At 68.2% G+C, this 15,302-nt stretch carries 12 protein-coding genes; 8 read left to right on the forward strand and 4 right to left on the reverse strand.

The features are described 5' to 3' along the window. Positions 1-67 precede the first annotated feature (67 nt). A complete protein-coding gene (locus RALTA_RS20125; protein WP_012355748.1) occupies positions 68-1,804 on the forward strand; it encodes an FAD-dependent oxidoreductase in 1,737 nt (578 codons plus the stop codon). Between the two features lie 13 nt (positions 1,805-1,817). On the opposite strand, the gene ada is transcribed toward RALTA_RS20125, so the two are convergent. Together ada and RALTA_RS20135 are read right to left on the reverse strand one after the other, a co-directional pair. Further along, on the reverse strand, positions 1,818-2,900 hold the full coding sequence (ada, locus tag RALTA_RS20130; RefSeq protein ID WP_012355749.1) for a bifunctional DNA-binding transcriptional regulator/O6-methylguanine-DNA methyltransferase Ada: 1,083 nt from the start codon (positions 2,898-2,900) through the stop codon (positions 1,818-1,820). Between the two features lie 8 nt (positions 2,901-2,908). Further along, entirely contained in the window at positions 2,909-3,685 is a 777-nt protein-coding gene (locus RALTA_RS20135) for a 2OG-Fe(II) oxygenase (protein WP_041232735.1), read from the reverse strand. A gap of 209 nt (positions 3,686-3,894) precedes the next feature. On the opposite strand from RALTA_RS20135, the gene RALTA_RS20140 reads away from it, so the two are divergent. Beyond that, positions 3,895-4,374, forward strand: coding sequence for a nuclear transport factor 2 family protein (locus RALTA_RS20140; protein ID WP_012355751.1), 480 nt, complete (start codon positions 3,895-3,897; stop codon positions 4,372-4,374). A 53-nt stretch (positions 4,375-4,427) separates the two neighbouring features. Here the strand turns inward: RALTA_RS20140 and RALTA_RS20145 are convergent, their stop codons facing one another. Then, complete coding sequence (locus RALTA_RS20145) at positions 4,428-6,155, reverse strand: dipeptidase (RefSeq protein WP_240990065.1); 1,728 nt, start codon at positions 6,153-6,155, stop codon at positions 4,428-4,430. Between the two features lie 299 nt (positions 6,156-6,454). Between RALTA_RS20145 and RALTA_RS20150 the strand changes: the two genes are divergently transcribed. The 4 genes from RALTA_RS20150 (at position 6,455) to RALTA_RS20165 (ending at position 11,782) form a co-directional block, all read left to right on the forward strand. Then, entirely contained in the window at positions 6,455-7,186 is a 732-nt protein-coding gene (locus RALTA_RS20150; RefSeq protein ID WP_012355753.1) for a glutathione peroxidase, read from the forward strand. Between the two features lie 157 nt (positions 7,187-7,343). Then, positions 7,344-8,744, forward strand: a complete 1,401-nt coding sequence (locus RALTA_RS20155; protein ID WP_041232508.1) for a dihydrolipoyl dehydrogenase — start codon at positions 7,344-7,346, stop codon at positions 8,742-8,744. A 113-nt stretch (positions 8,745-8,857) separates the two neighbouring features. After that, positions 8,858-9,406 (forward strand): TetR/AcrR family transcriptional regulator, encoded by a 549-nt coding sequence (locus RALTA_RS20160; RefSeq protein WP_012355755.1) that lies wholly within the window; start codon positions 8,858-8,860, stop codon positions 9,404-9,406. Between the two features lie 165 nt (positions 9,407-9,571). Further along, positions 9,572-11,782: a TonB-dependent siderophore receptor gene (locus RALTA_RS20165; RefSeq protein ID WP_012355756.1), complete on the forward strand. Its 2,211-nt coding sequence runs from the start codon at positions 9,572-9,574 to the stop codon at positions 11,780-11,782. A gap of 20 nt (positions 11,783-11,802) precedes the next feature. On the opposite strand, the gene RALTA_RS20170 is transcribed toward RALTA_RS20165, so the two are convergent. Then, positions 11,803-12,489, reverse strand: a complete 687-nt coding sequence (locus RALTA_RS20170; protein ID WP_012355757.1) for an SOS response-associated peptidase — start codon at positions 12,487-12,489, stop codon at positions 11,803-11,805. A gap of 230 nt (positions 12,490-12,719) precedes the next feature. Between RALTA_RS20170 and RALTA_RS20175 the strand changes: the two genes are divergently transcribed. Then, the gene (locus tag RALTA_RS20175) at positions 12,720-14,384 is read left to right on the forward strand and encodes an AMP-binding protein (RefSeq protein WP_012355758.1); all 1,665 of its coding nucleotides are present in this window, start codon (positions 12,720-12,722) and stop codon (positions 14,382-14,384) included. A 170-nt stretch (positions 14,385-14,554) separates the two neighbouring features. Further along, positions 14,555-15,286: a BON domain-containing protein gene (locus tag RALTA_RS20180; RefSeq protein ID WP_012355759.1), complete on the forward strand. Its 732-nt coding sequence runs from the start codon at positions 14,555-14,557 to the stop codon at positions 15,284-15,286. Positions 15,287-15,302: the final 16 nt, after the last annotated feature.

The raw sequence follows: 15,302 nt of genomic DNA on the forward strand, positions 1-15,302 counted from the left end.
ATAGGTCGCGCCGCGGCAGCCGGGATACGGGCAATCCGGCGGGTACCGATGTCATCAGGGGAGCAGCATGGCGAACTTGCAGGCGCAGCCAGAGGCGGCCGAGGCGGAGCCGGGCGCAGAGGCCGGTGGCGGCCTGGAAGCGCCGTATTCCACGCTGGAATCGCGCTGGCACCAGATGTTCCCGCAACTGACCGCCGACGAGATGGCGCGCGTGCGCCGCTTCGGCACGCCGCAGAGCTGGCGCGCCGGCGAGAAGCTGTTCGCCATCGGCCAGTCCGGGCGGGGCATGTACCTGGTTACCAGCGGCCGCGTGCGCATAATGCGGCGCGACGGCCTGGGCCGCGAACACCAGATCACCGAGCAGGGGCCCGGACACTTCCTGGCCGAAGTGGGTACCCTCGCTGGCCGCCCGGCGCTGGTTGACGGCGTCGCCGTCACCGAGACCCACGGCTACGTGATCATGCCGGACCGGCTGCGCGCGCTGCTGGTGGCCGAGGCCGAACTGGGCGAGCGCATCATGCGTGCGCTGATCCTGCGCCGCGTGGGGCTGATCGAATTCGGCAGCGGCCCGGTGCTGGTGGGCCACGGCACCGAGCCGCAACTGCTGGCGCTGCAGGCCTTCCTGCGGCGCAACGGTTACCCGCATACCGTCATCGACATCGATGCGGACCGCGACTGCTCCTTGCTGCTCGACTACGCCAACGCCCCCGCCAGCGACTTTCCGCTGGTGATCTGCGCCGATGGCCGCGTGCTGCGCGCCCCGGACGAGGGGCAACTGGCGTCGTGCCTTGGCCTGCTGCCGGAGTTCGATCCCCACCACGTCTATGACGTAGTGGTGGTCGGGGCCGGGCCGGCCGGGCTGGCGACGGCAGTCTATGCCGCATCCGAAGGTCTGTCGGTGGCGGTGATCGATTGCCGCTCGCCGGGCGGGCAGGCGGGCGCGAGCGCGCGCATCGAAAACTATCTGGGCTTTCCGACCGGCATCTCCGGACAGGCGCTGGCCGGGCGCGCCTTCGTGCAGGCGCTCAAGTTCGGCGCCCACATCGCGATTCCGCTGGAGGTGAAGGCCTTGCACTGCGGTGCCGACCCGATCCAGCTGGAGCTCGCGGACGGCCGCATGGTCCCGACCCATACCGTGGTGATTGCCACCGGCGCACAGTACCGCCGGCCCGGCATCGCCGAACTCGAGCATTTCGAAGGCCGCGGGGTCTACTACTGGGCCTCGCCGGTGGAGGCCAAGCTGTGCAAGAACGAGCCGGCGATGCTGGTGGGCGGCGGCAATTCGGCCGGACAGGCGGCGGTCTTCCTGGCCTCGCATGCGGCGCACGTGCATATGCTGGTGCGCGGCCCGGGCCTGGCTGCCACCATGTCGCGCTACCTGATCGACCGCATCGCGTCGCTCCCCAACATCACGCTGCACACCCACGCGCAGGTCAGCGCGCTGGACGGGGACGGCTGGCTCAGCGCGGTGCACTACGATTGCCGCGCAGAGCATCCCGAGCCGGTCACCATGGCAGTACGGCACCTGTTCCTGTTCATCGGCGCCGATCCCAATGCGGCGTGGCTGCGCACCTGCCATGTCGAGGTCGATGACAAGGGCTTCGTGCGCACCGGTGGCGGCGCGCTGGGCTGCGCGTCGGCGGTGCCGTATCCGCTGCAGACCAGTGTGCCGGGGGTGTTTGCCATCGGCGACGTGCGGGCAGGATCGACCAAGCGCGTCGCCGCCGCGGTCGGCGAAGGCGCGGCGGTGGTGGCGCAGATCCACGATTACCTGGCACGGATCCAGGCGCCTGTCTCGCACTGAGCGGCGGTCGGCTTCAGCCCTGCGCCTCGCGCTCCAGCAACTCGCGCTTGCGCGCCACGCCCCAGCGATAGCCCGACAGGTTGCCGTCGCTGCGGACCACGCGATGGCAGGGAATCGCCACGGCCAGGTGGTTGGCCGCGCAGGCCTGCGCCACCGCGCGCACCGCGCGGGGCGCGCCGATGCGGGCGGCAATCTCGGCGTAGCTGGCGGTGCTGCCGGCGGGAATCTCCCGCAGGGCTTGCCATACCCGCTGCTGGAACGCGGTGCCGCGCACATCCAGAGGCAGCGCCAGGCCGATCGAAGGCGCTTCGATCAGGCCCACCACCTGGGCCACGAGCTGCTCGAACTGCGCGTCGCCGCCGATCAGGTTGGCGCGCGGGAACTGGTCTTGCAGGTCTTGCAGCAGCGCTTGGGGATCGTCGCCCAGCAGGATCGCGCAGACGCCGCGCGCGCTTTGCGCCACCAGGATCGCACCCAGCGAGCATTGGCCGATGGCAAAGCGGATATCCATGTCGGCGCCTCCCGCGCGGTAGCGCGACGGGGTCATGCCGAGCACGGCGTCCGAGGTCTCGTAGAAGCGGCTGTTGGAGCCGAACCCCGCATCGTAGATGGCTTCGGTCACGGTGTCGCTGATGCCCAGTTGCCCGCGCAGTTTCCTGGCCCGATGCGCGGCGGCGTACGCGCGCGGGGTCAGGCCAGTAGCGGTCTTGAACAGGCGGTGGAAGTGATAGGGGCTGACGCCCGCGGCCCTGGCCAGCTCCGGTAGCGTCGGCACGGCGTCGGCGGCCTCGATGCGGCGACAGGCCTCGGCCACCATGGCCGCGTGCCGGGTCGCCAGCGCGGGCCCCGTGGCCCGGCGGCTGGGACGGTAGCCGGCGGCTTCGGCCGCGGCGGCGTTGTCGAAGAATTCGACATTGGCCGGATGCGGCAGGCGCGACGGGCTGCTCGGCAGGCAATACACGCCGGTGGTCCTCACCGCATAGACGAAGTCGCGGTCGGCGCCGGGGTCGCGCGCCAGCACGCGTGCCCAGCGCGGATCCTGTTCGGCCAGGGTGGCTTCGGACGGTTGGGCGGGACGGCGGATGGATCGGCTCATGGCATGCCTCACGCAGCGTCGTGGAAGATGATGCCGAGCGTGTAGCGCTGCCCGGCATGCAGCCGGCTGACGCCATGCCGCAGGTTGACGCGATAGCAGCCGCGGCTGCCCTGCGCCGGCCGCTGGCTGACCGCGAACACCACGGCATCGCCCTGGCGCAGCGTCACCACCTCCGCGCGCGACTGCATGCGCGGGCGCTGCTCGGTCAGCACGAACTCGCCGCCGGTGAAGTCGCGGCCGGGTTCGGACAGCAGGATTGCCACCTGGAGCGGAAACACGTGTTCGCCGTACAGGTCCTGGTGCAGGCAGTTGTAGTCGCCCGGGCCGTAGCGCAGCAGCAAGGGCGTCGGCCGCGACTGCCCGGCCTGGTGGCAGCGCGCGAGGAAGTCCCGGTGCGCGGCGGGGTAGCGGACGTCGATACCCATGGCGGCATTCCAGCGGTTGGCCACCGGCACCAGGTGCGGGTAGAGCGCCGTGCGCAGAGCGGCGACCAGGCCGGGCAGGGGATAGCGGAAGTACTTGTATTCGCCCTGGCCGAAGCCGTGCCGGCGCATTTCGATGCGGGCGCGGTACAGCGCCTCGTTGCCATAGCCGGCCGCCAGCGCATCGCATTCGTCGGCGGACAGCAGGCCGGGGATGGCGGCGCAGCCGAAGTCATCGAGCTCGCTTGCGACCGCCGCCCAGTCGATGCCATCGACCCGGGTCGCCACGCCTGCCCCATGCCCACGCGCGACAGCCGCGCCATGTCCCCGCGGAAGCGGCCGGCGGGGCCCGGCGACTGCCATTTCCCGCTGCTGAATCTGGCTGGTGCCCACTGTGAATCTCCTGTCCTGTGCTTGCATGGTGCCAACTTTAGGCCGGGCCCGTGCGCGGCACACTCCGGGTCTTGCTTTTGAATTCTGCCCGACATGCTGCCTTGACAAGACAGATCTGTCTACCAATAATGAGACAGACCTGTATCACCTCGCCTTTTTTCTTTTATCAAGGAGCTTCCATGTCCACACCCATTGAAACCCGTCCGCCGCTGCCACCGTTCACCCGCGAAACCGCCATCGCAAAGGTCCGCGCCGCCGAGGATGGCTGGAACAGCCGCGATCCACAGCGCGTGGCGCTGGCCTATACCGTCGACAGCGCCTGGCGCAACCGCGCCGAGTTCGTCAACGGTCGCGCCGATATCGTCGCCTTCCTGCAGCGCAAATGGCAGAAGGAACTGGATTACCGGCTGATCAAGGAGTTATGGGTACACGACGGGAACCGCATCGCCGTGCGCTTTGCCTACGAATGGCACGACGATTCCGGCAACTGGTACCGGTCATACGGCAATGAGAACTGGGAATTCGATGACGCGGGCTTCATGCGCAAGCGCTTTGCGTGCATCAACGATGCGCCGATCCGGGCAGAGGACCGCAAATTCCACTGGCCGCTGGGCCGGCGCCCGGACGGGCATCCGGGCTTGAGCGAGCTGGGGTTGTAAAGGGTCTTCCCTCTGTCCCGCGCGCGGGACAGAGGCAAAAACAAAGGGCCGGCTTACTGCATCTTGTCCAGGTTGCCGATCCGCACCAGCATCTCGGTGAACATTTGCATGTCGAGATTGAGGTCGGCCACTTCCTTGTACTCGCGCGCATTGTGCGCGGTGTACTTCTTGCCCGGCATGGCCGGCCCGAAGTTGATCGCGTTGGGCATCAGCTTGGCGGTGGTGCTGCCCGCGGTGGAGACCGGCTTGGCTTCCAGCCCCGTGGTATCGCCGAAGATGTTCAGCAGCGTGGACAGCCATGCGCCCTTCGGATCGCGCGCCATCCAGTTGCCCTGGTCGTACTTGATCTCGACCGGCCCATGGGTGGCGGCCCAGCCGAAAATGCGCTTGGTGATCTTGCCGCCCAGTTCGTCTGGCGTGCGCCCGCGCGGCATGCGCACGTTGGTGACCACATCGACGTACTCGCCGCGCTCGCGCACCAGCGTGGGCGACATGGTCAACGGGCCCATGAACGGATCGCGGTAGGCCACGTCCATGCGGTTGCCCAGGTAGTCCAGGCCATACAGGTCGTTCAGGTAGCGGACCGCATTCAGGTAGTGGTTCTCGGCAAAGCGCACGCCGCTGGCCTGCAGGAACAGCGCCAGCCGAGGCAGCGGGTTGACGCCTTCTTCCGGCCGCGAGCCATGCGCGGAGGCGCCGGTGACCTTGACTTCGACATCGTTGCCCGCACGCTTGACGTCAATCGAGAACTTGCCGCGCGGCGCGTGGCGGCGCACGAAATCCGCCCGGGCCTGTTCCAGCGCGGCGGCCACCGCGGCAGGATCGCCGCCGGCAATGCGCGCGGTGGCGGTCTCGGGGATGGCGTTGGCCGACGCCGCGCCGCGCATCGCGACAATGGCGGGACCCTTGCCGTCGGCCTGGCTGGGCGCGTGTTTGTCGTCGGCCGCCTTGATGCCGAACGAGACCGTCAGCGTGCCCGACCCTTTTTCGGCCACCACGGCCGGATACTTGCTGTCGAGCACCACGTTGTACTCGGGCAGCGTGGTGTGCTGGCGGTAGTACTTCATGCCGTCGCCACCGGTTTCCTCGGTGGTCTCGATCATCAGACGGATGCTGCGCTCCAGCGGCACGCCGCTTTCCTTGACGGTCTTCATCGCGTACAGCACCGCGGCGATCGAGCCCTTGTCGTCGATGGTGCCGCGCCCGTAGAGCAGGTCGCCGATGCGCGTCATGCGGAACGGGTCAAGCCGGGTGCCGTCGTCCAGCACCCATTCCTCGGCCACCGCCGGCACCACGTCGGCGTGGGTCAGGATGCCGAAGGTATCCTTGCCGCCGCCGGGCAAGGTGACCTCGAACACCCGGTTGTCGACATTGCGATAGGCCAGCCCGAACTCGCGCGCCATGCCTTCGACCAGCTTGCCGAACTCGACGATGGCGGGGTTTTCGTGCTGGGCGATCTTTTCCTCGCGCACCGTCCGCAGCGCCACCATCCTGCCGAGCACATCGATGGCCGCGGCTTCGTTGTGCAGCCGGTTGTAAACCCCGAGCAGCCGCGCCACATTGACCAGGTTGTCGCCAGACAGCGGCGCCTTCGCCTGCCATGCCGCCACCGCCGGGGCGACCACGGGTTCGGCCTTGGCCGCCGCCGCCATGAAGGCCGGCAAGTCAGACTGGGCCGCCCTGGCGGCGGCCGAACTGCTGCCGGTAAGCGCTTCCAGCGCCGGCTTTTTCAGCGTCTGGGCGTGCGCGGGAACGGCAAGCGCGAGCGATAGCGCAAGCATGGATACCCACCGAAGGCGGTACGGCAGGCGGGAAGGTCGGGTCATTGCGGGCGAACGTGAGTCTGGGCGATGCCGCATGATAGGGCACTCCCCGAGGTTTTCCCCGAAAAAATATGCTTTTTCGTCCGCGCGGGCGGACGGTGTCCTTGTCTATAGGCACTGCCTATGCCGCTGTCATAGTCTCAGGCAATCGTCGTATTTAAAACGATGAATTGTACAAATCACTTCCCCGTCGACAGAATGGGGCCTTCGCTGCAACCCGCAGCCGAACCAACTGATCCAGAACCAGGAGTGAACAGATGCTGCAATCCCGCGAAGGCCAACGCGTTCCCAATGTCGCTTTCCGTATCCGCGAAGACAACGAGTGGAAGACCGTCACCACCGCCGAACTGTTCGACGGCAAGACCGTCGTCGTGTTCTCGCTGCCCGGCGCGTTCACGCCAACCTGCTCCTCGACCCACCTGCCACGCTACAACGAACTGGCGCCGGTCTTCGCCCGGCATGGCGTCGACGACATCCTGTGCGTGTCGGTGAACGACACCTTCGTCATGAATGAATGGGCCAAGGACCAGGAGTCCGGGAACATCACCATGATTCCCGATGGCAACGGGGAGTTCACCGAAGGCATGGGCATGCTGGTGGACAAGGCCGACCTGGGCTTCGGCAAGCGCAGCTGGCGCTATGCGATGCTGGTCAAGGACGGCGTGGTGCAAAAGATGTTCATCGAGCCGGAAGAGCCGGGCGACCCGTTCAAGGTGTCCGATGCCGACACCATGCTGGCCTACATCGCCCCCGGCGCGCGCAAGCCTGACCAGGTGGTGGTGTTCTCCAAGGTCGGTTGCTCGTTCTGCGCCAAGGCGAAGCAGCTGCTGGACGACAACGGCTTCGACTACGTCGACGTGCCGCTCGACAACAAGGTGCGCGGCAAGGTGCTGGGCGCCGTGTCCGGTGAAATGACCGCGCCGCAGGTCTTCATCAACGGCAAGCTGATCGGCGGCGCCGAAGCGCTGCAGCAATACCTGGCCGCCTGAGCCGCAATCAGCCGTATCCGCGGATTGCCCCGAACCACGGGGCCGGCAGTCGCCGGACCCGATGGCGCCGCCTTGCCCGCGAATCCGCACCGGGCGGCGCCATCCAGCCCGCTGATTGACCCAGCCTGACGCTTCAGAACACAAAGGAACCACCGCCATGACCACCATCCAGACCGACGTCGCCGTGATCGGCGCAGGCACCGCCGGCCTTGCCGCCTACCGCGCCGCGATTGCGGCGGGCAAGCGTGCCGTGATCATCGAAGGCGGCCCCTACGGCACCACCTGTGCCCGCGTGGGCTGCATGCCCTCCAAGCTGCTGATCGCCGCGGCCGAGGCCGCGCATGAACTGCGCCACACCGCGCCGTTCGGCGTGCATGTCGACGGCCATATCCGCATCGACGGCCGCGAGGTGATGGCGCGCGTGCGCAGCGAGCGCGACCGCTTTGTCGGTTTTGTGGTGCGCGGCGTGGAGAACATCGCGCCGGCCGACCGCATTCGCGGCTATGCCCGCTTTATCGACACCACCACGCTGGACGTGGACGGGCACACCACCGTGCGCGCCAGCCGCGTGGTCATCGCTACCGGTTCCACGCCCGTGCTGCCGGCGCCGTTCCAGGTGTTCGGCGACCGCCTGATCGTCAACGACGATGTGTTCTCGTGGCAGGACCTGCCCGGCAGCGTGGTGGTGTTCGGCCCCGGCGTGATCGGGCTGGAGCTGGGCCAGGCACTGTCGCGGCTGGGGGTGCGGGTGCGCGTGTTCGGCGTCAGCGGTTCGCTCGGGCCGCTGACCGACCCGGTGGTCCGCGCCGAGGCGGCCCGCACCTTCAACCAGGAGTTCTATCTCGATCCCGACGCCAGGATCACCGACATGGGCCGCGACGGCGACCAGGTCGTGGTGACCTATCTCGACCGCGAAGGCCGCAGCGTGACCGAGCGCTTCGACTACGCGCTGGCAGCTACCGGCCGCGCGCCCAATGTGCGCGGCCTGGGCCTGGAGAACACCGGCCTGGCGCTGGATGCGCGCGGCGTGCCGCTGTTCGACGCGAACACGCTGCAGTGTGGCAATGCGCCGGTCTTTATCGCCGGCGATGCCAACAACATCCTGCCGCTGCTGCACGAGGCCGCCGACGAAGGCAAGGCCGCCGGCGAGAACGCCGCCAACTATCCGCAGGTGCAGCCGCTGGCGCGCCGCGCGCCGATCGCGGTGGTGTTCACGGACCCGCAGATCGCGATGGTCGGCCAGCGCTACGCCGAGCTGGCAGCGCGCGGGGAGGACAGCTTCGTCACCGGCGAGGTCAGCTTCGAAGACCAGGGCCGCAGCCGCGTCATGCTGAAGAACCGGGGGCTGATGCACGTCTATGCCGACAAGGCCACGGGCCGCTTCCTGGGCGCCGAATGGACCGGCCCGCGCGCCGAGAATATTGCCCACCTGCTGGCGTGGTCGTACCAGCAGGGCCTGACCATCGCGCAGATGCTGACGATGCCGTTCTACCACCCGGTGGTGGAAGAGGGCCTGCGCACGGCGCTGCGCGATGCCGCCGCCAAACTGGAAGGCTGACCGCGCGGCGATTGCTAGACAGGTCTGTCTGTCATAGTATCGAGGCACAGGTGCGGGGCGGCGCTTGGCGCTGCCCCGGTGAAGTCCTGTTTTCGCTACCCCGCTTGCACCACATGGCCACTCCTTCCGCCCGCGACCGCATCCTCGACACCGCCGCCCGCCTGTTCTACCAGGAGGGCTATCGCGCCACCGGCATCGACCGGATCATTGCCGAATCCGGCGTGGCCAAGATGTCGCTCTACCGGCATTTCGCCTCCAAGAACGCGTTGATCGCGGCGTTCCTGGCGCGCCGGCATGACGAATGGATGGCGTGGTTCCGCCAGGACGTGGAAGCCCGCCTGGCCGCGCGGCCCCGCCTGGACGTGATCGCCGACACCCTGGCCGACTGGTTCGCCCGCGACTTCCGCGGCTGCGCCTTCATCAACGTCGTGGCCGAGGCGGGCGGCGACGCCGAAGCGCAGCAGCAAGCCGCGGCCCACAAGGCCGACCTGGAGGGCTTCGTCGCCGACATCGCGGCACGCCTGGGGCTGCGCGAACCACAGGCGGTGGCGGCGGAGGCGATGCTGTGCATCGAGGGCATGATCGTGCGCTACCAGATGCAGCCGGACCGCGCGGTGATCGAGGCGGGCAGGCGGTTGCTTGGCCGTTTGCAGGGCGAATAGTCGCAAAGAGGGCAGAAAATTCCGCACGGAGGCGTGGACTTTGTCTGCTTCTTGACACATTCAGGCTACAATTCTGATGTAATCACGAATCATTCCTATTCGTAATCAGAATTTTCCACTTGTGATGCCGCTTCGGCGGCAGCTCCACCTTCAGATCCCTGAGTGATGTCTCTGCACCCGAATCGTCGGGCAAAGCTGCGCTTTGCCCGCTCCGCGCCTGTCACCCCATACCGTCTTTCCCTGACCACCCTCGTGCTGAGCCTGCAGGCCGGCGGCGTGTTTGCGCAGTCCGGCGATAGCCCTGCGCCTGCCGCGCCGGCGGCCGCCGCCGCGGCGGAATTGCCGGCGGTCACGGTGCGCGCCAGCAGCGATGATGAGACCGCCACCGGTCCGGTCCATGGCTTTGTGGCGAAGCGCAGCGCCACTGCCACCAAGACCGACACGCCGGTGATGGAGACGCCCCAGTCGATCACCGTCATCACGCGCGACCGCATGGAGGCGCAGGGCGCGCAGACCGTGCAGCAGGCCATCGGCTATAGCGCCGGGGTCTACGCCGGTCCCTTCGGCAATGACGCGCGCGGTGACTGGGGCCGGTTCCGCGGCACTGAGTTCACGCAGTATCGCGATGGCTTGCTGAACCAGGTCGGCTTCTACAACAACGTGCGTCCCGATGTTTACGCACTCGAGCGCATCGATGTGCTGCGCGGGCCGTCGTCGATGCTGTTCGGGCAGGGCGCGGTCGGCGGCATCCTGAACCTGGTCAGCAAGCGTCCGCAAGCGGAAGCGGCGCGCGAGATCGGGGTGCAGTTCGGCAACTACAACCGCAAGCAGGTGCAGGCCGACCTGACCGGTCCGCTCGATGCGGACGGCAAGTGGCTGTACCGCCTGGTGGCGCTGGCGCGCGACAGCGACACGCAGGTGGACTACGTGCAGGACAACCGCTACCTTCTCGCGCCCTCGCTGACATGGCGGCCGACCCAGGACACCTCGCTGACGCTGCTGGCCAACTTCCAGCGCGACGTGAGCGGGACTTCGGTCGGTTTCTTCCCGTGGCGCGGCACGCTGTACCCGAACCCGGGCGGGCAGATTCCCGACCACCTGTTCATCAGCGAACCCGGCTTTGACCGCTACACCGCCGAGCAGCAGTCGGTCGGCTACGAATTCCAGCACAAGTTCAACGACACCGTGACGGTGCGGCAGAACCTGCGTTATTCGCACAGTTCGGTGGACTACCGCAGCATCTACGCGCGATTCAACGATGCCAATCGCGGCTGGGTGCCAGGCAGCAACACGCTGATGAACCGCACCGTCTACGTGAATCAGCCCACGCTGAATTCATTCGCGGTCGACACGCAGGCGCAGACCAACTTCCGCACCGGCCCGGTCCAGCACACGCTGCTGACGGGCGTTGACTACCAGCATGCTGAAATCACCGGGACCACCGGCGTGGGCGGCTCCGCCGCGCCGCTCGATGTGTTCAACCCGGTCTACGGCAATTTCACGCCGCCCGGCACGCGCTCACTGAACCCTGCCACGCAAGCGCAAACCGGCCTGTACGTGCAGGACCAGCTGGCCTGGAACAAGTGGCTGCTGATGCTGGGGTTGCGCTATGACTGGTCGCGCGCCGCGCAGGACAACACGCCGTCGGCCAGCCGCGACGACAGCGAGCTGACCAAGCGTGCCGGCCTGATGTACCGCTCCGATATCGGCCTGAACCCGTATGTCAGCTACTCCGAGTCGTTCCAGGGGCTGGCCGGCTTCAACAAGGCCAACCAGGCCTTCAAGCCGCTGCGCGGCTCGCAGTGGGAGGCGGGCATCAAGTACCAGCCGCCGGGCAAGAACGCCACGCTGACCATCGCGGCATTCGACATGCGCGAGAAGAACCGCAAGACCGCCGGCGTGGTCAACGGCATTCCGGATTCGGTGCAGGTGGGCGAAGCGCGCACGCGCGGCATCGAGGTGGAGGCACTGGCTTCGCTGACGAACCGGCTGGACCTGATCGCGACCTACACCTACCTGGATGCGCGCGTGATCGACGGCACCCCGGCCGAGGTCGGCAAGAAGCTGGCCAGCACGCCGTCGAACATGGCGTCGCTGTGGGCCAACTATCGCTTCAAGCTGTTCGGGATCCCGGGCTTCGTGGCGGGCGGCGGCTTGCGCTACGTCGGGCCCAGCTATGACGGCAACGACCAGAACCGGGTCGGCGGCGTGACGCTGTACGACGCGATGATCGCCTATGACCACGGCCCGCTACGGGTCGCGCTGAATGCCAACAACCTGTTCGACAAGCAGTTCCTGACCACCTGCCTGGCGCGCGGTGACTGCTACTTCGGCGCGCGCCGCACGGTGGTGGGCACCGTCACCTATCGCTTCTGAGCGGGGCCGGCGCGGACGGCCTAATCGGAGTCGGGAATGGGCGCTCCCTGCGCTTTGGGCGCGGGCTCGGCCCGCAGTGCGTCCGCCGGCAACAGCGAGAGGAAGGTGCGCGCGATCTCGGGATCCCGGCAGGTGAGCCAGTCGTCCCATTGCGAGCGCGGCACGATCACCACCGAGCGTTTCTCGTCGCCCGGCTTGTGGAAGCGCTGCATCAGCGGATGCTGTGCCGAATTGACGGTCAGCATGGTGAAGGACAGCGCCTGGTCCGGCCAGCCGCGCCACAGTCCCGCAATGCCGAAGGCCGGCTCGCCGGGCAGCCAGACGCGCCAGCGCACCGGCTTGCCCGACGCGCCGGCCGGCGCCGCACCGTTCGTGCCTGGGTCGGGATACGCAAACTCATAGAACGCCGTGGCCGGTATCAGGCAGAGCTGGCCCTGGCGCCAGTAGCGCGCAAAGGCGGGGCGCTCGCCCACGGTTTCGCTGCGGGCATTGGTGCTGTCGTAGCGCCGCGCGCCTGGCGGAATGCGCGAGCGCGGCACCATGCCGAACGAGGCCAGGTCGGCGCTGCGCACACCGTCGTCGCCGGCGCGCACGATCGGCGCGGCATAGTCGGGGTAGGTCTCGGCCTTGTACACGCCCGCCGGCGGCTCCACGCCGAAGATTTCGCGCAGGATGCGGCGCTGGACCGGGGCATAGTTGGTGCACATGCGCTGTCTCCCGAGGGTGATGCCCGTATCGTGTGGGGCCGGCGGCGCTGCGTCAAGAACGCTTCGGCACGGCTGCCGGATTGGCAGAGGTGGCAAAAACCGTCAGCCGCGCTGGCGGAATCGGTTATTGCCGGACCGGCGCGGCGTGGCGCACACTCCTGCGGCAGCCGTGGCGCGGCACCGCGCACCGGCCACCGACTACCAGGCATAAGCCGGATTCAGGAGACACGATGCGCGACTACGCCCAAGCTTTCGACGGATTTTCCCATGACGACGCCGTGGCACGGCAACTGCGCGGCAGCCTGGCGGCGATGAACGCCTGCGTCGAATGCTGCGACCGCCACGCGCAGCCTGGCCGGATTGCGCTGAACTGGGAAGGGCGCGATGGCGATGCGCGCAGCTGGACCTTTGCCGAGCTGCAGGCCCTGTCGGCGCAGTTCGCCGGCTTCCTGAAGGCGCAGGGCGTGCAGCCGGGCGACCGCGTCGCGGGCCTGTTGCCGCGCAACGCGGAACTGCTGGTGACGATCCTGGGCACCTGGCGCGCCGGTGCCGTGTACCAGCCGCTCTTTACCGCCTTCGGCCCCAAGGCTATCGAGCACCGGCTCAACGCGTCGGGCGCGAAGGTGGTGGTGACCGATACCGCCAACCGGCCCAAGCTGGATGAGGTGGCCGGCTGTCCTGCCATCGTCACGGTGAGCGGCACCCAGGGGAGCGCTGCGCAACCCGCCTTGGCGGCGGGCGACTTCAGCTTCTGGGCCGAGCTGGCGCGCCAGCCGGCGTCGTTCGAACCCGTGATGCGGCGCGGCGACGATCCCTTCCTGATGATGTTCACCTCTGGCACCACCGGCCCGGCCAAGCCGCTGCTGGTGCCGCTCAAGGCCATTGTGGCGTTTGCGGGCTATATGCGCGACGCGGTCGACCTGCGCGACGACGATGCCTTCTGGAACCTGGCCGACCCGGGTTGGGCCTACGGCCTGTACTACGCCGTCACCGGCCCGCTGTCGCTGGGCCATGCCACCACGTTCTACGACGGCCCCTTCAGCGTCGACAGCACCTGCCGCGTGATCCGCAAATACGGCATCACCAACCTGGCCGGCTCGCCCACGGCCTACCGGTTGCTGATCGCGGCGGGCGAGGCCGTGTCAGGCCCGCTGCGCGGGCAGCTGCGTGCCGTCAGCAGCGCCGGCGAGCCGCTGAACCCCGAAGTGATCCGCTGGTTTGCCAGCGAGCTTGGCGTGACCATCCACGACCACTATGGCCAGACCGAACTGGGCATGGTGCTGTGCAACCACCACGCGCTGGCCCATCCGGTGCGCATGGGCGCGGCCGGCTTTGCCAGCCCGGGGCACCGCGTGGTGGTGGTCGACGACACGCTGCGTGAACTGCCGCCCGGGCAGCCGGGCACGCTGGCACTGGACCTGAAGCGCTCGCCGATGTGCTGGTTCGGCGGCTATCACGGCACGCCCACCAGCGCCGTCGCCGGCGACTATTACCTGACCGGCGATTCCGCCGAGCTGAACGACGACGGCAGCATCAGCTTTATCGGCCGCGCCGACGACGTGATTACCACCTCCGGCTACCGGGTGGGGCCGTTCGATGTGGAAAGCGCGCTGATCGAACACCCGGCCGTGGTCGAGGCCGCGGTGATTGGCAAGCCCGACCCGGAACGCACCGAGCTGATCAAGGCCTTCGTGGTGCTGGACCGGCACCAGCAGGGCTCGCCCGAGCTGGCCGAGACGCTGCGCCTGCACGTGCGCAAGCGCCTGGCTGCCCATGCCTACCCGCGCGAAATCGAATTCGTGGCCGAATTGCCCAAGACCCCCAGCGGCAAGGTCCAGCGCTTTATCCTGCGCAACCAGGAAGTCGCCCGCGTGCGCCAGGCGGCGGGCGCCTGAGCGCCGCCCGCTTGGCCGGAGGCCCGTGGGCCCGCCCCGGACCGCTTCCTATAATGAGGAAGCGGTTGCCGGGGCCCCGGGGGTGAAGGACGCCCGCGGCGCCGCTCCCGGCGCGCCTGCAGGCAGGGGCGCGCATCCTCCATCTCCAGACCAACCGGCGAGGCGACAACATGCAGAGTAGCGAAGCGGTGCTGACGCAGGCGCGCGCAGCCCTGGCCCATGTGCCGTATCAGGGCCATGTCCTCCATCCGACCATCCAGTTGCGGCTCTCCGACGGAGCGCTGATCCTTGAAGGCGAGGTGGCCGATATCGTCGACAAGACCCGGGCCGCGGCGACACTGCGGCGCGTGGACGGCGTGACCAGCGTGATCGACCACCTGCGCGTGGCGAACGGGGGCGCGCCGGTCGGCGACGGCGAGCTGCGCGACGCCGTGTGCGAGCGCCTGCTCAATGCCGTCGAATTCCACAATTGCAAGATTTGCGCGCGCGTCAAGGGCAAGCCGGAAGCCATGCGCGAACCGGTGAGCGAACGCAACGGCTGGATCGAGGTCGCGGTGCAGGACGGCGTGGTGACGCTGTGGGGGCAGGTGATCAGCCTGTCGCACATGCGCCTGGCCGGCGTGCTGGCGTGGTGGTCGGGCGGCTGCCGCTGCGTGGTCAACGAACTGGTCGTGGCGCCAGCGGAGGCCGACCGCGACGATGAAATCACCGAGGCGTTGATGCTGGTGCTGGAGACCGATCCCTTCGTCGACGCCAGCCAGGTCAGCGCGCATACCCAGGACCGCGTGGTCACGTTGGAGGGCTGCGTCAGCAACGAGCGCACGCGCCGCCAGGCCGAGCGCGATGCCTGGTACGTGCAGGGCGTGGAGGACGTGGTCAACCACATCTCCCTGCGCCCCTGAACGGGGGCAAGCGAGT

This window comes from Cupriavidus taiwanensis LMG 19424, assembly GCF_000069785.1.
Classification (GTDB): Bacteria; Pseudomonadota; Gammaproteobacteria; order Burkholderiales; family Burkholderiaceae; genus Cupriavidus; species Cupriavidus taiwanensis.

Excerpts from the sequence above, each read along its gene's own strand:
- RALTA_RS20155 (WP_041232508.1), top strand. The coding sequence starts at position 7,344 with ATGACCACCATCCAGACCGACGTCGCCGTGATCGGCGCAGGCACCGCC.
- RALTA_RS20180 (WP_012355759.1), top strand. The coding sequence starts at position 14,555 with ATGCAGAGTAGCGAAGCGGTGCTGACGCAGGCGCGCGCAGCCCTGGCC.
- ada (WP_012355749.1), bottom strand. The coding sequence starts at position 2,900 with ATGAGCCGATCCATCCGCCGTCCCGCCCAACCGTCCGAAGCCACCCTG.
- RALTA_RS20170 (WP_012355757.1), bottom strand. The coding sequence starts at position 12,489 with ATGTGCACCAACTATGCCCCGGTCCAGCGCCGCATCCTGCGCGAAATC.
- RALTA_RS20165 (WP_012355756.1), top strand. The coding sequence starts at position 9,572 with ATGTCTCTGCACCCGAATCGTCGGGCAAAGCTGCGCTTTGCCCGCTCC.
- RALTA_RS20175 (WP_012355758.1), top strand. The coding sequence starts at position 12,720 with ATGCGCGACTACGCCCAAGCTTTCGACGGATTTTCCCATGACGACGCC.
- RALTA_RS20135 (WP_041232735.1), bottom strand. The coding sequence starts at position 3,685 with ATGGCAGTCGCCGGGCCCCGCCGGCCGCTTCCGCGGGGACATGGCGCG.
- RALTA_RS20145 (WP_240990065.1), bottom strand. The coding sequence starts at position 6,155 with ATGCTTGCGCTATCGCTCGCGCTTGCCGTTCCCGCGCACGCCCAGACG.
- RALTA_RS20160 (WP_012355755.1), top strand. The coding sequence starts at position 8,858 with ATGGCCACTCCTTCCGCCCGCGACCGCATCCTCGACACCGCCGCCCGC.
- RALTA_RS20125 (WP_012355748.1), top strand. The coding sequence starts at position 68 with ATGGCGAACTTGCAGGCGCAGCCAGAGGCGGCCGAGGCGGAGCCGGGC.
- RALTA_RS20140 (WP_012355751.1), top strand. The coding sequence starts at position 3,895 with ATGTCCACACCCATTGAAACCCGTCCGCCGCTGCCACCGTTCACCCGC.
- RALTA_RS20150 (WP_012355753.1), top strand. The coding sequence starts at position 6,455 with ATGCTGCAATCCCGCGAAGGCCAACGCGTTCCCAATGTCGCTTTCCGT.